This window comes from Paenibacillus sp. PK4536 (assembly GCF_028594455.2).
GTDB classification, from domain to species: domain Bacteria; phylum Bacillota; class Bacilli; order Paenibacillales; family Paenibacillaceae; genus Saccharibacillus; species Saccharibacillus nuruki.
Window position 1 is genome coordinate 4,078,746 of the sequence record NZ_CP126313.1, and the last position, 19,590, is coordinate 4,098,335.

Below are 19,590 nucleotides of genomic sequence, written 5' to 3' on the forward strand. Positions count from 1 at the left end.
CACATTATTATCCAATCCCGAACTATTCATTGGCTTCTATACTCAATCATTTGTAAAAAAGCAATATATAAAATGTTCTTTGGTTCCTTATTTATAAATTTGATCACTTATTTGATCACTTTGTACTCTTACCTAGAATTTTACGATAACCTTTTACAAATACACCCTTTATATACAAAAAACTCTTACTATCTTTTCTCGTTACAGAAAAGATAATAAGAGTTCTATTCAAATGATATATCGTCTTATAGATATCAAAAGCTCATCATTCTATAGCTGATCTACGCTTAAACCGAGATCGGTGCTTTGATACCTGGATGATATTCATAATTTTCAAAAACAAAATCATCAAAATGATAATCAAAAATAGACTCCGGCTTGCGAGCTAGACGAAGCTGTGGCAATGGATACGGCTCTCTTGTCAGCTGTAATTTCGCTTGCTCCATATGATTAGCATAGATATGAACGTCTCCGCCTGTCCATACTAGATCTCCAACTTTAAGATCACACTGCTGAGCCACCATATGAGTGAGAAGCGCATACGAAGCCAAATTGAACGGCAATCCAAGGAATGTATCGACCGAACGCATCTGGAACATACAAGATAATTTGCCATTCGCTACATAAAATTGGAAAGCATAATGACACGGTGGTAAAGCCATTGAATCCACTTCTGCCGCATTCCAAGCATTCACGATATGACGACGTGAGTCCGGATTGTGCTTGATACTTTCGATCACCGATGTAATCTGGTCAATCACTTCGCCACCCGGTCCACGCCATGTTCTCCATTGTGCTCCGTATACGCGTCCTAGATTGCCTTCTGCATCTGCCCATTCATCCCAGATCGTAACGCCATTATCCTGTAAATATTTGATATTAGTACTACCACTGAGAAACCATAACAATTCATGTATAATCGAACGAGTATGTAACCTCTTCGTTGTTAATAAAGGGAATCCTTTTTGTAAATCGATACGCATTTGTCTACCGAAAACAGAAGTCGTTCCTGTTCCTGTGCGATCTGATTTCTCCACGCCTTCATCTAAAATATCTTGTAATAGCTCTAAATATGCTTTCATAATTCACCTCATTATAAGACTTCGCTAAACGTGCAAGATAGAATGTACTCATATCCGTATCAAATCTAGCTTCTTATTATGATAGTAAAAATCAGATCAATATACAACTCATAGATATTAATAAAATAGATAACAATAAAAAGGTACCTAAAAACACAAACACCCATCTGCATAAACAGATGGGCGAACGTTTAGACGTTAATAAATATTAACGAGTTTCACGATGGATCGTGTATTTTTTTAGACGTGGGCAATATTTTTTCAACTCAAGACGTTCTGGATGATTTCTTTTGTTCTTGGTTGTAGTATAATTACGGTCGCCAGTCTCTGTGCATGCCATAGTTACGATAACGCGCATGTGAATTCACCTCACTTCACTAATTAATAGACAAAAATATTCAACTATACTAATGTACCCTAATTGTGAGAAATGTTCAACTTCAATTTTCAGAAAAACACCATATTCACTAAATGATATGTTAAATCTTTTCTCAATCTGTTCAATAACACACAGATTTGATGTCCAACAGCCTTTTCTATTATATCATAGATTGTTCAATATTTATATTGAGTACGCTTAATTTTTGAAAAGAAAATGCGTTGAATCTTTGAGTTACATTTCTACTACGATTACCCCAGTAAATGTTGTATCGCTTCATTCACATGATTCTCTTCCGGTTGTAACCATGGTAAAGGATTATAAAATGTTGACCAATCCTGTTGCATTTCATAATCAGTAAGTAGACATTGATCCAAATTAGACTCTATCTGTTTTTGATTCAACCCTATACCAATAAAAACAACTTCTGTCATACGATCTCCCCACTCTTGATCCCATTGCTCCAATAGTTCAGGTTCTTCCTCCAGAATCTGCTGGCGTTCTTGCTGAGGTAATGCTGCTACCCAGTTACCAGCGGGTCCAAATTGCACTGATGGGCCTGCTTGACCTAATGTAGCTGCAACATCTTCACCTGTAGCTAGCCAGACCAGACCTTTTGCCCGTACAATCTGTTCAGGCCATTCTTCCATAAAATCGTATAATCGTTGCGGTTCAAACGGACGTCTACGGCGATAAACAAATGATTGAATACCATATTCTTCACTTTCAGGAGTATGATGATCTTTTTGCAATTCCTGCATCCACCCTGCTGAAGTGGCTGCTTTTTCCATATCAAATAATTGAGTGTTTAGAATCTCTTTAGGATCAACCTCTCCTTTTGTTGTACGAATAATGCGTGCACTTGGTTGAAGCTTATGAATAACTGCTTCTAATTTATTTAACTCAGATTCGGTAACCAGATCACATTTATTCAAAATCAAAACATCACAAGTCTCTATCTGATCAATCAATAGATCTACTACATCGCGTGTATCATCTTCACCTACAGCTTCTCCTCGTTCTAATAATGTTTCACCCGACTCATAATCATGCCAGAAGCGATTACTATCGACTACTGTAACTAAACAATCCAAACGTGTAAGTGTCGTTAAATCAAAAGCTAGCGAGTCATCTGCATAGCTAAATGTTTGAGCTACAGGAATAGGTTCACTAATTCCTGACGATTCAATAAGTATATAATCAAATCTTCCTTCTTCTGCTAACTGCTTCACTTCTAATAATAGATCATCTCGTAGTGTACAACAGATACATCCATTCGAAATTTCAACCAATTTTTCTTCGGTTCGTGATAATGTACTGCCTGATTTGATCAGGTTAGCATCGATATTCACTTCACTCATATCATTCACGATTACAGCTACTTTTAAACCTTCTCGATTATTGAGAATATGATTGAGAACGGTTGTTTTACCTGAACCTAAATAACCGCTTAATACAGTTACTGGAATTCTGGACTGTTGATTGTTTATCATTAAAATTTCCCCCATCACACTTTAATCGTAATTATTACTATTAAAGTATTATATACTGATGGATACACCTATTGTCAATTATTTTTATAATCTATCTTTGATATACACAGATTTATCAACAACAATACACGGATATTTATGAACAGCAAAAAGCCGCCAGAAGTATATTCTGACGGCTTGGAGTAACCACTCATGTTAGCACAATCCTATAGATAAACTTAATGATTATGCATAACACTGATGTTTATTTATTATTTTTTGCGTGGAGCGATAACATGGATAGGATGACCCATAACCAATTCAGCAGCTTCCATCACGATTTCACCCAATGTTGGATGCGCATGGATAGTCAATGCCAAATCTTCAAGAGTTGCGCCCATTTCGATTGCAAGACCCATTTCAGCGATCATGTTAGAAGCTTCCAAACCTACGATTTGAGAACCAAGAACAAGACCTGTTTCTTCGTCTGCTACGATTTTCACGAAACCTTCTGTGTTGTTCAAAGAAGTTGCGCGACCGTTACCTGCATAAGGGAATTTACCAGCAGATACTTTGTATCCTTTTTCTTTTGCTTCAGTCTCAGTGTAACCAACGCTAGAGCATTCTGGATCTGTAAATACAACAGCCGGAACACATTTATAGTCGATTACAGATGATTCACCAGCAATAACTTCAGCAACAACTTTAGCTTCATAAGAAGCTTTGTGTGCTAGAGCAGGACCAGCAACGATATCACCGATAGCAAAGATGTGAGGAATATTTGTACGTCCTTGGTGATCAATTTTGATCAATCCACGCTCGTCCAATTCCATTTCAATAAGATCTAGACCCAACTCACCATCAGTGTTAGGACGACGACCAACGGTTACTAGCAAGTAATCTGCTGTAACTTCTTTAGATTCGCCACCAACGCTGAATTTAACAGTTACGTCTTTATCTGTTTGCTCTGCGCTTTCCGCTTTCGCGTTCGTGAAGATTTCCATACCGGATTTCTTCATGTTTTTAGCAACAAGGCTAGTCATATCTTTATCGAAGCCTGGCAATACTGTATCCAGACCTTCGATGATTGTAATTTTAGTACCAAATTTAGCATACATTTGGCTAAGCTCAGCGCCGATGTAACCACCGCCGATAACAACCATGCTTTTCGGAATTTCAGGTAAATTCAATGCTTCTGTAGAAGAAAGAATGCGTCCACCGAATGGGAATGGTTTAAGTTCGATTGGACGAGAACCTGTTGCAATAATACAGTTTTTGAAACGGTAACGAGGAGATTCATGATCGTTGAATACACGTGCTTCATTTTGGTTAATGAACATGCACTCGCCTTGGAATACTTCCACTTTGTTACCTTTCAACAATCCAGCTACACCAGAAGTCATTTTTTTAACAACGCCTGATTTGAATTCTTGAGTTTTGGAGAAATCCACTTTAACATTTTCAGCTGTAATACCAAAAGCTTCGCCATGTTGTGCAGCTTCAAATTGATGAGCGGCAGAGATTAGCGCTTTAGAAGGAATACAACCACGGTTCAAACAGACGCCGCCTAGTTCGGATTTATCTACGATCAAAACTTTTTGACCCAATTGAGCTGCACGAATAGCAGCTACATATCCACCAGGTCCTGCACCAATAACTAAAGTATCAATATCGAGTGAAGCATCGCCTACTACCATTGATTACACCTCCATAACCAGCAACTCGGGATTAGCGAGAAGTGATTTGATAAAGTTCATAAAGTTCTGTGCTGTTGCACCATCGATAATACGGTGGTCAAAGCTTAGGGATAGAGCCATTACAGGTGCTGCTACGATTTCGCCATTTTTAACAACAGCTTTCTCGCTGATACGTCCAGTTCCCAAGATAGCAACTTCTGGGAAGTTGATGATTGGAGTAAAGAACATACCGCCAGCAGAACCAATGTTAGAGATTGAAATTGTGCTTCCACGCATTTCATTAGCAGACAATTTACCTTCGCGACCACGTACAGCCAAATCATTGATTGTGCTTGCGATCATGAAGATACTCTTACGATCTGCATCTTTAACAACAGGAACGATTAGACCGTTATCTGTGTCTGTAGCAATACCTACATCATAATGTTTTTTGTATACAATTTCGTTAGAAGCTTCGTCGATAGAAGCGTTCAATGCTGGGAATTCACGTGTAGCAGCAACTAGTGCTTTTACAATGAATGGCAAGTAAGTTACTTTGATGCCTTTTTTCTCAGCAAGTGGTTTCATACGCGTACGGAAAGCAACCAATTCTGTAACGTCTACTTCGTCCATAATCGTTACGTGTGGAGCTGTGTATGCAGATTTAACCATAGCGTTAGAGATCGCTTTACGAATACCTTTGAATGGTACGCGCTCTTCGTCTCCACCTGTTGCGATAGCTGTAGGAGCTGCCGCTGGTGCAACTGGAGCAGATGTTTTCTCTTCTGCTGCTACTTCTGCAGTTTGGGAAGAAACTTGTCCGCCACCTTGTTTGAAAGATTCTACATCTTCACGTGTAATTTTACCGTTGTTGCCAGTGCCACTAACTTGCGCTAGATCAACACCTTGCTCACGAGCAAATTTACGAACGCTTGGAGTAGCTAAAACATCTTTGTTAGGTGCTGCTGGTGTAGAAGCATTTGTTTCTTTGCCTTCTTTTGCATCAGCAGGGCTATCAGAAGCAGGAGAAGAAGTTGTGTCTACTCCGCCTTGAACGGATTCTTGTTCTTGACCGCTCTTTTGTTCTGGAGCTGTTTCTTCTTCGTCTTGATCTGGAATGTCACCTTCAGCTTCGATAATTGCTACCGTTTCGCCTACATGACAAACTTGACCATCTTTAGTCAATACTTCAAGTACTGTTCCGTCAACCGGACAAGGTACTTCAACTACTGCTTTATCATTTTGTACTTCCATAATGATGCTATCGTCTGTTACTTTATCACCTGGTTTGATATGCATTTTGATGATTTCGCCTTCATGCAAACCTTCACCAAGCTCTGGAAATTTATAAATAAATTTTGCCACTTGCAAAACCTCCCTATTTAGATTGCTGAACAATTGATTCCACTCCTATCATTCAGCAATATCTCTTTACATAATCTATTTAGTGCATATTTCAAAGCCAAAAGGCGTCCGCAAAATTATATTCTTCGATTTAACGAGTATCCAAAGGACGATCATCAAACTGAATGAATATGCTCATGTACCCGCCTTTTGACAATAAAAACTATTTTAGAATTGTACTACTTTTTTAACAGCGTCGATCACGCGTTTAGGTGATGGCAACCAAGAATCTTCAATTTGTGCAAATGGATAAACAGTATCCGGTCCTGCTACACGCAGTACTGGAGCTTCCAAGTGCAAGATTGCTTTTTCATTGATTTGTGCAATAACTTCTGCTGCTACGCCAGCACTTTTTTGTGCTTCTTGAACAACAATTGCACGGTTTGTTTTTTGGATAGAAGCTACGATTGTATCAATATCAATCGGGCTTACTGTACGAAGGTCAATGATTTCTGCTTTGATTCCTTCTTCAGCCAATTGATCAGCCGCTTTAGTTGCTGTATGAACCATCATGCCGTAAGCGATGATTGTTACATCAGAACCTTCACGTACTACGTTTGCTTTACCCAATTCTACTGTATAAGCTTCTTCTGGTACTTCTGCACGGAATGCATGGTACAAGTTCAAATGTTCCATAAAGAAGACAGGATCATTATCACGGATAGAAGCAATCATAAGTCCTTTAGCATCATAAGGGTTAGACGGAATAACCACTTTGATACCAGGAGTTTGTGCAAGTAAACCTTCTAGTGAGTCAGTATGCAATTCTGCCGCTTTTACACCGCCACCGAAAGGTGTACGGAAAACGATTGGAGAATTGTATTTGCCACCAGAACGGAAACGCATACGAGCTGCTTGAACAACCATTTGGTCAAGTGCTTCAAAAATAAAACCTACGAATTGGATCTCAGCGATAGGACGGAATCCTTGGATACCCAAACCTACTGCCAAACCACCGATAGCTGACTCAGCAAGAGGTGTATCAAATACACGATCTTCACCAAATTCTGCTTGCAAACCTTCTGTTGCGCGGAATACGCCGCCAACATGACCTACGTCTTCTCCGAAAAGGATCACATTAGGATCATTTTTCAATTCAACGCGAAGCGCATCACGGATCGCTTCTTTCATATTCATTTGTGCCATTTGCTTCATTTCCTCCTTAAACATTTCACTGTTCATGTTCACGCATCAAGGATCTAGATTAACGCTCTATTGTTAGAAACCTCTTATTCGAAATCAGCTTTTTGCTCTTCCAAGTGTTGAGGTGTTTGTTCAAACATGCTATCAATCAAGCCAGAAACAGTCATTTTCTCTGTTTTCTCTGCTTTTTTGATTTCTTCATTTACTTTAGCTTTAGCTTCTTCTCTTACGCGCTCTGTATCTTCATCAGTCCAGAGACCTTTTTCAGCCAAGTATTTAGCAAGACGAGCGATTGGATCTTTTTCACTCCAGATACCTTCTTCGTCTTTAGTACGATATTTACTTGTATCATCTGACATGGAGTGAGGACGGAAACGATAAGTAACCGCTTCGATCAATGTAGCACCTTCACCATTACGTCCGCGTTCAGCAGCATCTTGGACCGCTTTGATAACAGCAAGAACGTCCATACCGTCTACTTTTACGCCTTTGATACCTGCTGCCACCGCTTTGTGAGCGATAGACAATGCAGCTGTTTGTTTTGCAAAAGGAGTTGTAATAGCATAACCATTATTTTGTACAAAGAAAATAACAGGCAATTTGTATACACCAGCATAGTTAAGACCTTCATAGAAGTCGCCTTCAGAAGAACCACCATCACCTGTGTAAGCAATAACAACTTGCTTTTGTTTTTTCAATTTGTAAGCCATAGCAATACCCATTGCATGCAAGATTTGTGCACCAATGATGATTTGCGGCATCAAAACGTTAACGCCATCAGGAATTTGTCCACCGTGTTGATGTCCACGAGAGTACAAGAATGCTTGATAAAGTGGTAATCCGTGCCATACCAACTGAGGAATATCACGGTAACCCGGGCATACGAAATCTTCTTTTTGCAAAGCGAATTCGCTACCAACCATTGTAGCTTCTTGACCAGATACTGGTGCATAGAAACCAAGACGACCTTGACGACCTAAGTTAACTGCACGATCATCCCAACTACGTGTGAAGACCATACGATACATAATTTCTTTCAATTGATCATCGTTAAGATCAGGTAATAAATCTTTGTTGACGATTTTGCCTTCAGGAGAAAGAACGGAAAGAGCTTCCACGTCCTCCGTATAAACTTCATAAGGAACCTTGCTCATTTTATTCACCTCAATAAAAAATTTGAATATCATGTCCCGCTGTTATAGAATTATTATACACCTGTTCTACTCCATTCGTCAAAACATACATTGAAATTTAGTAGATATGTGTATTATTGTATGTATAACAGCAGGTTAATATTTGTATAACAGTTTTACGATCTTGGTATTCAAAGACTTCACGACCGCACGAAACAATCTTAACGCATTGTGATACGCAATGCAAAAAATATTCCCGAAAAAGGTGATCACTGTGACAGATTCCCGTTATCTTAAACGAACAATACTGAAAGAACAGATCGAAAGCAGCCATCTTGGTGAAAGTCGTACATTACGGATTTACTTGCCGCCAGGCTATAATGAAGTATTAAGTTACCCTGTCGTGTATTGTCAGGATGGTGAAGAGTTTTTCAACTTTGGTCGCATTGCTACGTATGCCAACCAATTAATTCTTGATGAAAATATCGAACCTTTTATTATTGTAGGTGTAGAAGTAAATACGAAGATTCGAACACAAGAATATGCTCCATTTGGTGATCGCTTCGAAAAGTACACCACTTGTTTTGCTGAAGAAATCATTCCTTATATTGAACAAAAATATCCTGTACGACGTACGCCAGATCAGCGTATTTTGGCAGGTGACTCCCTTGGCGGCAGCGTTTCGATCCATCTGTCCCTGTTATATCCTGAACTGTTCCAGCAGGTGATTAGTCTATCCGGTGCTTACTATAAGCAAAGTCAGGATATTATCGCACAAGCTCAAAATCTTACAGATTTGAATGTATATATGATTGTAGGTCTGCAAGAAACTGATTTTGAGAGCGATACAGGTATTTACGATTTTGTACAATTAAACCGTGAGACTCGTGACCTTTTACAAGAACGTGGAGCCACTGTACAATATAGCGAAAAAGATGGTAAACATTTGTGGGGCTTCTGGCAAAAAGAACTTCCTGCTGCATTAAAATACTTTTTACCAGAAATCTAAAATTTGTAGCTCTTTATTACTTACAGTAGAAATCGAACTTTCAAACGAGTTATATTGATGTTTACGCTTTCACATCCAAAAAAATCTATAATTCGTTTGATTGCTCGTCTTTTCTATTGTATCTGTGTGATAGAAAGTTATGCAACTACAATTTCAATATATCTTCTTTTATTTGATGAAACGAGGGCTGATTCATGTCGATGAAGCGTGCTATTATTTTCTCGGGTGGTCAATTACATCCTGATTTTGTACAACAGATTCAAGAAGACGATTTGATTATCGGTGCAGATCGTGGAGCATTATTTTTAATTGAACACGGTATTCACCCTCATGTCGCTGTAGGGGATTTCGACTCATTGACCAATCGTGAACATGATCTAGAGAATATCAAAGCTAATAGTGATCAGTTGATTGTCTATGACTCGGTGGAAAAAGATTGGTCTGATACTGAAGCTGCTTTTGAAATTGCGATGGAACGTCATATTCGGGAAATTTTAATTTTGGGAGCACTTGGTACACGATTTGATCATACGTTAGCCAATGTACAACTGCTAGTCCGTGCTGTTCAGCATCAAGTGAATTGTAGCATTATGGATATGAATAATTATATTTCACTTACCAGTACTCAAGCGGTTATCGAAAATCGTGGCTTCCCTTATATTTCATTGTTGCCTATTACTTCTGAGGTGACCGGTATTAATCTCACCGGATTTCAATATCCGTTAGAACATGCTACTTTACGTATGGGCCAATCCCGTGGTATTAGTAATCATTTGATTAATGAAGAAGGTACAGTGAGTATTGAAGGTGGTTTACTACTTATTATTCAAAGTAGAGATTAATCGCTCTATTTTAATCATATAGGTTGTAATCGTGCTTATGATCAGTTCATAGTATTACATACAAAAATCCATGTATGAAGAGGATATTCTCTTTGTACATGGATTTTTGTATACCTCTGTAAAGTTATTGATCGCTATAGAATCTGTCTAGTCATGATAAGCTTTCTTGTACGCATAATAAGATTAAGTTAATGAGACCGTTCTTAATGATGACTTAGTACTTTTTGTACAAAATCTGTTTTAGCTTGCGTATAGGCTTCTCGATCATCTTTGTTATCTATAGCCAGCTTTTGCTTTAATTGAGCATATTGCTCTGCCCATTCTGGATGTGCGATTAAGCGATCACGAAACAGCAGTTGATTTTTCCATTGCTCTCCTTGTTGCAATACGATATGCAAATGAGCAACACGCTTATCATTGATTACTTTCACAAAAAATCTACGATGTTCTTTACCATCCAATTCAGGCGGTACATAATTCCAGTTTTCTTTTTCCAATACAGAAATGATCGCTGGTAATGAATCAAAAGAATCTGTGATTGCCATCATATCAATAATAGGTTTGGCTGGTAGATGTGGTATCGCTGTACTACCAAAATGTTGAATATCATTTATCACAAACGGAGTTAATAATATCGTTAATTCATTTTTGTACATCTGCCCCTGTTCTACCCATTGTGGATCAGGTTGAGCAATTTCAATAGCTTCTGTTGCCCAGACAGGCCAAGTTGATTCATTGTGAATATCAGTCAATATGATCCTCTCCTTTTTAACCAAAATATCTGTGATATAAAGTACGCGCTTCTGCAATATCTTTAGTACCGTGCACCATTACACGTCCATCACGGAAAATAACAAGACGTTGTCCACTTTGCATCGTCATAGATACCAAAAAAGGAGTAACACTGACTTGATGTTCTTCCAATTTGGCTAAGCGCTGAGCAGTTTCTTGCAAGTCTACGGTTACTTTTTGTGCAGGACGAATCTGTACCGTGTCTCTACCGCATAATACTTCGGTTTTACTTTGACCGGCTTTTGTCAAATAAGGATACGTAGGTTCGCTACCACACGAAGGACAATGAGGTTTGCGTGCGCTACTCATTTTGATCGAAACTTGTTCATTGTTCCATAGGTCAAAAGATAGTAAAGTACCTCGCAATTGATCTGCATTGCCACTAAGTAACTTAATCGCTTCTGTACATTGATGAGCAACTACCATCTGCACAGCTGGAGGAATAATACCTGAAGTATCACATGTATCTCCGCCAAGTGGTGCAGATTCCATTAAGCATTGCAGACAAGGAGTAACTCCCGGAATAATCGTAAATGTAATACCATAGCTACCTACACAACCACCATATATCCACGGAATATTATATTTTTGTGAAATGTCATTAATCATAAGTCTTGTCTCAAAGTTATCGGTTGCATCCATAATAAGATCTACACCTTTAGCTAGATCTTTCATTTCATCAGCAGTAACATCTGCAATATGTGCTTGTATATCTACTTCAGAATTGATCTGTTGTAGACGACGTTGAGCAGCGATCGCTTTGGGCATACGCTCTTGAGCATCTTGCTCTGTAAAAAGTTGTTGCCGTTGCAAGTTGCTCCATTCCACATAATCACGGTCTGCAATAATGACTTTACCTACGCCTGCTCGCACTAACGTTTCTGCTGAACTCGACCCTAAAGCTCCAGCGCCTACAATAAGTACAGTAGCTTCTGCTAAATGTTGCTGACCTTTTTGCCCTAATGGAGCAAATCGTTCTTGTCTGGAGTACCGATTTTGTTGTTCAGGTTGTTGCTCTATGTTGGTAGTATTCACGTTCAAGTGGTAATCATCCCTTCTGCTGGGCTACTTGCCACAGCATACTCACGTACAGGAATCATGCCTGCTTCCCTTCCTAATCGACCTGCTTCTACCCCCAGCTTCATTGCTGTTGCCATTTGGACAGGATTGGTTGCACCTGAGACTGCACTATTTAGCAGTACTGCATCCGCACCTAATTCCATTGCATAAGCAGCATCTTTAGGAGAACGTATACCTGCATCTACAATCACAGGTACAGTCGCTTGATCGATAATCCATTGTAAAGCAGATGGATTGAGTATTCCTTTACCCGAACCGATCGGTGAAGCACCCGGCATAATCGCATGTACACCAAGTTGCTGTAGACGTTTGGCTAACATGTAATCATCAGAGATATACGGCAGCACAATAAATCCTTCTGCTAGCAAGACTTCGCAAGCTTTGACCGTCTCCAAAGGGTCAGGTAAAAGCAACGTATCATCTCCGATAACTTCTACTTTTATCATATCACATAATCCAGAAGCTTTTGCTAAGCGAGCGATACGGATCGCTTCTTCTGCTGTTTTGGCTCCTGCGGTATTTGGGAGTAATTTGTATTTTTTGAGATCTAACATTTCCAGAAAGTTCGGTTCATTCACTTGATCTAAATTCAATCGTCTGACAGCAAAAGTTAGCACTTCTGTACCTGAAGCTTCAACAGCTTGATTCTGAATCTGTAAATCTGTAAATTTCCCTGTTCCTAATAATAGCCGTGATGTAAATGTATGTGTACCTATCGTTAACAAATCAGCCACCTCCTACAAAATGTACAATCTCTAATATATCTTTGTCTGCCAGTGTAATATGCGGATGTTCTTCTTTTTGCAAAATTTGTTGATTATGCTCTACAATGACTGTTTTTTGACCGAGAGATAATGATTCTAGTAGTTTGGATACGGTATTGTATTCAGGTTCTACATATTTCCGATTGCCATTAATTATTAATTCCATGTAGACACTCCTTCGATTGTGGATAAAGATTTAGTTGATAGAGATTTCGACTTTCGTAAAGCTCGTTCTGGTGAAAAACAATCGGGAATATGAACTGTATGATTGTTTATGAGTGCCTCTGCTATCCATTTTGCTGTGCCAGCAGCCAACAACATTCCATTGCGATAATGACCGGATGCTGTCCATAATCCAGCGAGCGGTTGAATTTGCCCCAAGTAAGGTAATTCATCCGGTGTTCCAGGTCGTATGCCTGACCAACAACGTTCAAACGTAGCTGATCCCACCGCAGGTAGAAATTGCTCCGCTCCAGACAACAACTGAGCAATTGCAGAAATATCTACTGTTGTATCTGTACGTTCTGGTTTACTCGTAGCTCCGATCCAGATTCGATGATCGCTTTTGGGAATCATATAAATGCCTTTTCCATAGATCGTATGTCCAAGATACTGAGAAGGCGTACTAACTTCGATTAATTCTCCTTTGACCGGCACAAAAGGCAAATGATACTGCTCTGTTGCTAACAATTGTTGTGTACACAAGCCTGTTGTTAAAACTACTTGTTCAGCATAGATCTCCCCTTGGTTAGTGATTACACCTGTAATATGATCTTTCTTTTGCGAATGTAGTAAGCGATATACTTCAGTCTCTGGATAAAAATCAACATGATATTGAATCGCTGCTTGAACAAGGGCTTGATTGAGCAAAGCTGGAATTAATTGCGGTTCATCTGGATTGTAGATCATGCCAGAAGGAGCATAAATATATGGCTCCACTTGTGCTAAATGTGAAGGACTCCACCACTCTTTGCGATCTACTTGGGAATCAGTATGTGTAGGAACAGCAGTCATGGGTAGCAAAAATCCTTCTGTTCGCAGTCCAATATCAATCCCTGTCTGCTCCAATAGATCAGTAGCCAGCTTGCTATAGAGCGATTGACTGTATAATGCCAATTGATACAACTCTTGATGAGCGAAATGTTCTGAATGAGCCGCTAACATTCCACCTGCTGCCCCTGACGCACCAGAAGCGGGTTGATTTTTTTCCAGCAAAGCGACTTTGACTCCTTGCTGTGCCAGTTCATAAGCAAGCGCAGCCCCGATAACGCCAGCGCCTACAACGATCACGTCATAATGATTAGTCTTACCATTCGATAGATGAACCATCCGCCGATTCACTTCTTTCCTAATGATTGTGATTGTAGATCGGTAAAAGTAACTTGTTGAATACTTTCGTTATATAACTGACAGACATGCTGTGGATGTTCCGCCTCAAAAATACCCGACATGACAGCTATTCCTGTAGCACCTGCTTGATGAATGTCTTGGCAATGTTCGGGTTGAATACCACCTATAGCAATCACAGGTATAGATACAGCATGACAAAGCTTTTCTAATTGATCCAATCCTCGTGGACTCAGATCTGGCTTAGAAGTAGTCGCATAAATATGTCCATAAAAAAGATAATCGACCCCTTCATCTTGAGCTTGTAATGCTTGCTCTATGCTATGAACAGATCGCCCGACTTTCCATCTTGAAAGAGGATCATCTGTAGTTATATAAGACATATGTTCACTCAAATGCACACCACCTATATTCAGATCCACTGCTAATTGAGGTCGGCTATTGATCCTGATTTTGGATCGTGGCACTCCTGTATGAATCAACTGCTGGACAGCATTAATGATCTGAGAATCAGACCACTTTTTTTCACGAATATGAATAGCGGTCGTCCATGAATAGATCTGGGAAGCTATCTTCACAAGCTGATCGATCGATCGTTGACCTGTACTGATGGCATGAAGCTCCATAAGATATATGCTCTCCTTCCCTCAAAATATGTATAAGTGAACGCAAAAAAGCCACTTCTTATGAATAAAGAAGTGGCTAGTATAAACTTAGAAAATAATGATTCTTGTCTAAGATCAAACAAGATTATTATTAGAATAACGGACAACATATCGACAATCGTCATAAGCTAATTCTGTATAAAATAATTTCTACTCCATACAGTCAATGACTTAATCGTACATACAATATGATCTAACATTTCCGTAACTCTGCTACCACTTCCCTACGCTGGTATGATCCAGATCAGGTACAAAGGGTCCGAAAGCAATATCTACTTTCATCTCAGCCTCAAGCGGCCCCCCTAGTGCATTCAAGCTATTCGATTTGTTATTCATCTTAGCAAACAGATTTCGATAAAGCAAATCATTATAGAAATATAATATACAAATAATGTAAATCAAAAGCAAATATACATCCAAAATTATTATACATAAATGATATTGTTAGCTTTATTTATACATCTATTATTTTGCTTTAGCTTCAGACCATTGCTCAACATCCCAAATTTTAGTGACCCAATCTTCATAAAATTCAGGTTCATGAGAAACAAGCAAGATCGTACCTTTGTATGCTTTTAAAGCACGTTTCAGTTCGTTTTTAGCATGAACATCCAAGTGATTGGTAGGCTCATCGAACAATACCCAGTTGCTTTCACGTAATAAAAGTTTGCATAAGCGTACTTTCGCTTGCTCTCCACCACTTAACATACGCATAGGACGTGTAATATGCTCATTTTTCAATCCACAACGTGCTAGGTGACCTCGAACTTCATTTTGACTCAAATGCGAAAATTCATTCCATACTTCATCAATCGGTGTCAATTGATCCGGGCGTACTTCTTGTTCAAAATAAGCCGAATGTAAATAATCGCCAAGATACGTTTTACCACTAACCGGTTGAAGTTTACCTAGAATTGTTTTGAGCAAAGTTGATTTACCTACACCATTACAGCCTACGATAGCAATTTTCTCGCCACGTTCAATATTCATAGTCATTTTAGGCAATAAAGCATGAGTATAACCGATCTCGAAGTCTTTACCTTCAAATACCGTTTTACTACTTGCACGTGCTTCTTTGAAATTAAATGTCGGCTTTGCAAATTCTTCCGGTTTGTCGATTCGCTCGATCCGATTTAATTGCTTTTCACGACTTTTCGCACGTCCTGATGTCGATGCACGTGCTTTATTTTTTTGAATAAATTCTTCTTGTTTTTTGATAAAATCTTGCTGTTTTTCAAATGCTTCAATATGTTGATGCTTTTGAATATCTGCCATTTCCAAAAACTTAGCATAATCAGCTGTATACCGATTTAATTTGGCAAATTCCAAATGATAAATAACATTAACAACTTGATTCATGAAATCCGTATCATGCGAAATCAATACAAAAGCATGCGGATAGTCTTGTAAATAACGCGTTAACCATTGAATGTGTTCTACATCCAGATAGTTGGTAGGCTCATCTAATAACAATACATTAGGCTTTTCAAGTAGTAATTTGGCAAGTAATACTTTGGTACGTTGTCCACCACTTAATGCTGTTACATCTTTATCAAGTCCGATTACATTCAGACCCAGACCATAAGCCATATCTTCAACTTTGGTATCTAGTAAATAGAAATCTCCAATTTCTAATTGCTCTTGGATATCACCCATTTGCTCCAACAATACTTCCAATTGTTCAGGTGAAGCATCTGCCATCTGGTTAGTGACTTCGTTTAGTTGTTGTTCTAATTCCAGTAAAGGAAGAAAAGCATCTTTAAGTACATCGCGTACTGTTTTTCCTTCAGTTAACTTCGTATGCTGATCCAAATAACCATAACGTACACGCGGAGCCCATTCGACTTTACCGCTATCTTTTAACAGTTTACCTGTCATAATATTCATTAGTGTTGATTTGCCAGCGCCATTCGCACCGACTAAGCCTACATGCTCTCCAGCAAGCAGACGAAAAGATACATCCCGAAATAATGTCCGGTCTCCAAAATTATGCGTTACATTTTCTACTGATAACAAACTCATGTTAAATAATGCTCCTGTCTATATTAAATATCTCTTTTTTAAATATGCACCGTTACAAAATTGCTACAGAGTGTATTGTAACATAAGCAGAAGCTGTCTAGAACTGAAAATTTTCATTTTTTTACATTCATTTTCTGATCAAGCAAATACATTTACTACTTTTTGAATAAATTTGAACACCGTTGTAAGTGAATTTATTACGAATAAATGAATAAAAATGATTAATAAAGCTTGTAAATAGGTAGCCATTGGCTTGAACGATTCTTATTTATTGTCAAAAAGATAATGCTCTCCAGTTAGTAAATGATTAATGTATTAAAGGATTACGACAATCATGTATAAAATATCCTGATTTCGCTGCTTCTTTGGCATCGGTGAATAAATCTTGAGCAGGCGCAGGTAACTTACAGCCATTAGGATATGCATATTTAATACCTGAATCAGGATCGACTGTTCCTAACCAAGAAGTCTTTTTCACTAATCGTCCTCCACCTAGCGCATAATTGTTATAATAACCGCTACCTGTAGGAATCCCCTGTAAAAAAGATAAAATACCGATATCATTGATACTATTATTCCATTCCTCTTGCGAGATCGTTGGTAACGTAAATGTATAAGAAATCCCGTAATGAGACGCATATTCATTGTGTTTGTTGATATAATAAGCCAAATCTTTTTGTATCGAACTCACTATAGCTGTACGTCTAACTTGCTCAAAGGTATCCATTTGGTCTAAAAGTGCGATATCTGTCTCATTAGCTAACTGCTCTGCTTGTCCATCTAATACTTTGCCGGTATTTGCTTCTGTCACATGAACAGTATGATCTAATGTAAATTGTATACTGTTACCTTGCGCATCTGAATACGCATACGGCTTTTTGGGATGCCATGTGTGTCTGGCATTGGATGATCCATCTGCACCTATGTAATTTTCGGTGGCATAAATATAATACCCATCATAATCTATCACAACAATAGCAGGAATATAATGCAAAAGGTTTTGCTGAGCCGATTCATTACCACGAATACCAAAGTTCAAATAAAGTGTATTCAGAAATGTCTGTAAAGCTAGTTCTTTGTCTGCTCGAAAAAACTTCTCAGAAGAATATCCTGCTTCATATTGTTGCTGTTCATTAGTACTCATAACCTGACCTGCGTCTTGAGAAGCAGTCCGAAGTGCTGTAGTGTACGAAATCTGTAGACTGGATGCTTGTGACTGTTCATCGGTATGTAGTCCACTTAGCCAAAATAATGGAAAGAAAATAATTACGAATAAAATTGCAAAATCAGTAATCTTCATTGAGCACCATGCCTCCATAACGTGCAAGTACAGCAGAACGATTCTGATTTCCTTCAATCCCCAGCATCCCACGTAAGATCGCTGCCATGGTTCGATTGGTACTTTCTACTTTTACGGTGAAATAATCGCCATTTTGTAAACGATATTGTCTGCTTGGATCATCTTTAGCCATACTATTTTCTGGATACAATACAGGAAGTATCGCATTCTCATAATACCCTTCATATACAGTATTAAATTTATTTTCAAACGTATTCGGATTCGCAGAATCTGTATATTCAGGATGATACGTTTTGTGCAAATGTTCTAATTGAATAGTGTACTGATTCCCTGTAGCGTTCATTTCACGTGTAAAATCATTGTACATTGTTGGAGTCACGTATCCTTTGGTACGTACAGCATCGGTAAATTGAACAACTGCATTATAAACCATCATCTGAGAAAGATCGTCTTGACGCTCTGCCGCCTGCATCGTCGGAAATACATATAATAAAGCTACCGCAAGAAAAGCGGCAAATACTTTGGACATCGAATTCATAGCGTTCTCCTTGATCCTTCTTAGCTAAATTGAATAGTCACTATATTCCCTTGCTGATCCGTCTGGTAAGTGACCTGATACGTACGCTGTACGTCTATTTTCAGTAATGCAGATGGTTCAGGTTGTATATGATGAGGATAAAGAGAATGATCTATTTGCATATCGACACCGATCTCTTGAATCTGAGCTATCGACTGCCTGACCTGTGCGCCTGTATATGTCAGCGGTTCTGAAATGCCAATATACTGCTGAACACTTTGTTTTTGACCCTGCATCACTGGTTCTGATAATTGAGTGACTTTCTGCATTCCACCGCTCAAGTAAAGCGCTGCTAGGCAAGCTGTTCCAAACAAAAATAATTGAACAGCCAGCCATAGCATACTTTTTGTACTATTATCCATAGATCATTCCTTACTGTTGTGTGAAAACAAGACCGCGAACTACATTAGAACGATCTTTGATAATCGCTGCTTTGAATTTACCACTTGGATTAACATACTCGGCACTTGATTCGGCCATTGTATTATTCATATCCCCATTAGCTTTAGCGGTTACGGATCCATACGAATCTGAAGTTAATTCTCCGCTTGTATTTAACGTATTGCCATACCATTGTCCGTTAGACCCTTTGTTTTTACCCGTTGTTACCTGAACACCAAACTGTTCTTTGCCGCTGAACTTACGCAAAGCATTCGTTACTTGAGAACCACTTATAGTTGTACCATCATATACTGTATAAGAAGCTTGAGATAATTCAGTTTGGATATCCGCAAAGTTATTTTGTGCAGTCTTGGTAGCTTCCTGAGCAGAAATAAATAAAATAACAACAATCGTAATCAAAGCAATCGTTAAAAATATTCCTGCGGCTACTTTCAAAGCAGTTGAAGCATTATTCATTGTAAAATCCCCCGTTATTGGTTTTGTAGTTTATACGTTAATAGT

General features: G+C 38.7%; 20 protein-coding genes and 1 riboswitch. Of the genes, 2 read left to right on the top strand and 18 right to left on the bottom strand.

The annotated features are described in order from the left end of the window. Window positions 1-287 precede the first annotated feature (287 nt). From thyA to pdhA, 7 genes are all read right to left on the bottom strand, one after another. On the bottom strand, window positions 288-1,082 hold the full coding sequence (gene thyA, locus PO903_RS18035; RefSeq protein WP_273594190.1) for a thymidylate synthase: 795 nt from the start codon (window positions 1,080-1,082) through the stop codon (window positions 288-290). 208 nt (window positions 1,083-1,290) lie between these two features. Further along, window positions 1,291-1,440 (bottom strand): 50S ribosomal protein L33, encoded by a 150-nt coding sequence (rpmG, locus tag PO903_RS18040; protein WP_083243303.1) that lies wholly within the window; start codon window positions 1,438-1,440, stop codon window positions 1,291-1,293. 272 nt (window positions 1,441-1,712) lie between these two features. Further along, window positions 1,713-2,954: a GTP-binding protein gene (locus PO903_RS18045; protein ID WP_273594191.1), complete on the bottom strand. Its 1,242-nt coding sequence runs from the start codon at window positions 2,952-2,954 to the stop codon at window positions 1,713-1,715. Between the two features lie 251 nt (window positions 2,955-3,205). Next, the gene (lpdA, locus tag PO903_RS18050; RefSeq protein WP_069325963.1) at window positions 3,206-4,630 is read right to left on the bottom strand and encodes a dihydrolipoyl dehydrogenase; all 1,425 of its coding nucleotides are present in this window, start codon (window positions 4,628-4,630) and stop codon (window positions 3,206-3,208) included. Window positions 4,631-4,633: 3 nt separating this feature from the next. Next, window positions 4,634-5,974: a dihydrolipoamide acetyltransferase family protein gene (locus tag PO903_RS18055; protein WP_069325964.1), complete on the bottom strand. Its 1,341-nt coding sequence runs from the start codon at window positions 5,972-5,974 to the stop codon at window positions 4,634-4,636. A 207-nt stretch (window positions 5,975-6,181) separates the two neighbouring features. Further along, complete coding sequence (locus tag PO903_RS18060) at window positions 6,182-7,159, bottom strand: alpha-ketoacid dehydrogenase subunit beta (protein ID WP_069325965.1); 978 nt, start codon at window positions 7,157-7,159, stop codon at window positions 6,182-6,184. Window positions 7,160-7,242: 83 nt separating this feature from the next. Continuing rightward, a complete protein-coding gene (pdhA, locus tag PO903_RS18065; RefSeq protein WP_069325966.1) occupies window positions 7,243-8,310 on the bottom strand; it encodes a pyruvate dehydrogenase (acetyl-transferring) E1 component subunit alpha in 1,068 nt (355 codons plus the stop codon). Between the two features lie 253 nt (window positions 8,311-8,563). On the opposite strand from pdhA, the gene PO903_RS18070 reads away from it, so the two are divergent. Both PO903_RS18070 and PO903_RS18075 read left to right on the top strand, forming a co-directional pair. Next, window positions 8,564-9,298: an alpha/beta hydrolase gene (locus PO903_RS18070; protein WP_069325967.1), complete on the top strand. Its 735-nt coding sequence runs from the start codon at window positions 8,564-8,566 to the stop codon at window positions 9,296-9,298. Between the two features lie 194 nt (window positions 9,299-9,492). Beyond that, window positions 9,493-10,140, top strand: coding sequence for a thiamine diphosphokinase (locus PO903_RS18075; protein ID WP_069325968.1), 648 nt, complete (start codon window positions 9,493-9,495; stop codon window positions 10,138-10,140). A 203-nt stretch (window positions 10,141-10,343) separates the two neighbouring features. Here PO903_RS18075 and PO903_RS18080 read toward each other — a convergent pair whose 3' ends face one another. From PO903_RS18080 to PO903_RS18130, 11 genes are all read right to left on the bottom strand, one after another. Beyond that, window positions 10,344-10,892 (bottom strand): GrpB family protein, encoded by a 549-nt coding sequence (locus PO903_RS18080; RefSeq protein WP_273594192.1) that lies wholly within the window; start codon window positions 10,890-10,892, stop codon window positions 10,344-10,346. Window positions 10,893-10,908: 16 nt separating this feature from the next. Beyond that, window positions 10,909-11,967, bottom strand: a complete 1,059-nt coding sequence (locus tag PO903_RS18085) for a MoeB/ThiF family adenylyltransferase (protein ID WP_273594684.1) — start codon at window positions 11,965-11,967, stop codon at window positions 10,909-10,911. A gap of 2 nt (window positions 11,968-11,969) precedes the next feature. Continuing rightward, window positions 11,970-12,737 carry a thiazole synthase gene (locus PO903_RS18090; RefSeq protein ID WP_069325970.1) on the bottom strand — a complete coding sequence of 256 codons (768 nt, stop codon included), beginning with the start codon at window positions 12,735-12,737 and terminating at the stop codon, window positions 11,970-11,972. A 1-nt stretch (window position 12,738) separates the two neighbouring features. After that, complete coding sequence (gene thiS, locus PO903_RS18095; RefSeq protein ID WP_137221568.1) at window positions 12,739-12,942, bottom strand: sulfur carrier protein ThiS; 204 nt, start codon at window positions 12,940-12,942, stop codon at window positions 12,739-12,741. Next, window positions 12,933-14,105, bottom strand: coding sequence for a glycine oxidase ThiO (gene thiO / locus PO903_RS18100; RefSeq protein WP_273594193.1), 1,173 nt, complete (start codon window positions 14,103-14,105; stop codon window positions 12,933-12,935). Before thiO ends, thiS begins: the two co-directional genes overlap by 10 nt. Before the next feature lie 8 nt (window positions 14,106-14,113). Further along, on the bottom strand, window positions 14,114-14,749 hold the full coding sequence (locus PO903_RS18105; RefSeq protein ID WP_273594194.1) for a thiamine phosphate synthase: 636 nt from the start codon (window positions 14,747-14,749) through the stop codon (window positions 14,114-14,116). A gap of 243 nt (window positions 14,750-14,992) precedes the next feature. After that, window positions 14,993-15,102: riboswitch (TPP riboswitch) on the bottom strand. Window positions 15,103-15,253: 151 nt separating this feature from the next. After that, entirely contained in the window at window positions 15,254-16,810 is a 1,557-nt protein-coding gene (locus tag PO903_RS18110) for an ABC-F family ATP-binding cassette domain-containing protein (protein ID WP_069325974.1), read from the bottom strand. 307 nt (window positions 16,811-17,117) lie between these two features. Continuing rightward, window positions 17,118-18,110 carry a hypothetical protein gene (locus PO903_RS18115; RefSeq protein WP_273594195.1) on the bottom strand — a complete coding sequence of 331 codons (993 nt, stop codon included), beginning with the start codon at window positions 18,108-18,110 and terminating at the stop codon, window positions 17,118-17,120. Then, window positions 18,097-18,648 carry a hypothetical protein gene (locus PO903_RS18120; RefSeq protein ID WP_273594196.1) on the bottom strand — a complete coding sequence of 184 codons (552 nt, stop codon included), beginning with the start codon at window positions 18,646-18,648 and terminating at the stop codon, window positions 18,097-18,099. Before PO903_RS18120 ends, PO903_RS18115 begins: the two co-directional genes overlap by 14 nt. Window positions 18,649-18,668: 20 nt before the next feature. After that, window positions 18,669-19,049, bottom strand: coding sequence for a hypothetical protein (locus PO903_RS18125; protein ID WP_273594197.1), 381 nt, complete (start codon window positions 19,047-19,049; stop codon window positions 18,669-18,671). A 10-nt stretch (window positions 19,050-19,059) separates the two neighbouring features. Next, on the bottom strand, window positions 19,060-19,545 hold the full coding sequence (locus tag PO903_RS18130) for an ABC transporter permease (protein WP_069325978.1): 486 nt from the start codon (window positions 19,543-19,545) through the stop codon (window positions 19,060-19,062). Window positions 19,546-19,590: the final 45 nt, after the last annotated feature.